A 550-nucleotide genomic window follows, 5' to 3' on the forward strand; every position below is an offset into this window, starting at 1 on the left:
TGGATTCGCTGCGCACTTTGGCCTTCGGTGGCGAGGGCTTGAGCGCGGCGCTGGTGGAGCAACTGCGTCAGCAGTGGAACGGCCAGGTCTACAACCTGTACGGCCCGACCGAAGCGACCATCGACACCAGCAGCCTGCTGATCGACGGGCCGGTAGACACGGCGATCGCTGCGATTGGCCGGCCGATCAGCAACGTGTGCACCTATGTGCTGGACGCCAACTTGCAAGTCTGCCCGGTGGGCAGCGCGGGCGAGTTGTATGTCGGCGGTGACTCGTTGGCCCGTGGTTATCACCAGCGTCCTGACCTGACCGCCGAGCGCTTCGTGCCGGATCCGTTCACCCCGGGTGCTCGTCTGTACCGCACTGGCGACCTGGTGCGCTACCGCGCCGACGGTGTGATCGACTACCTCGGCCGTATCGACCACCAAGTGAAGATTCGCGGTTTGCGTATCGAGCTGGGCGAGATCGAAGCGCAGATCCTGCGCCATGCCGCCGTCCGCGAGGCGGTGGTGCTGGCCAAGGAAACGGCCAATGGCACGCAACTGGTGGC

At 65.3% G+C, this 550-nt stretch carries 1 protein-coding gene; it reads left to right on the forward strand.

The genetic code is table 11. The annotated features are described in order from the left end of the window. On the forward strand, window positions 1-550 hold a 550-nt coding region (locus tag DM374_RS32735; RefSeq protein WP_157969822.1), incomplete at both ends, for an AMP-binding protein.

Source organism: Pseudomonas huaxiensis, assembly GCF_003231275.1.
Classification (GTDB): domain Bacteria; phylum Pseudomonadota; class Gammaproteobacteria; order Pseudomonadales; family Pseudomonadaceae; genus Aquipseudomonas; species Aquipseudomonas huaxiensis.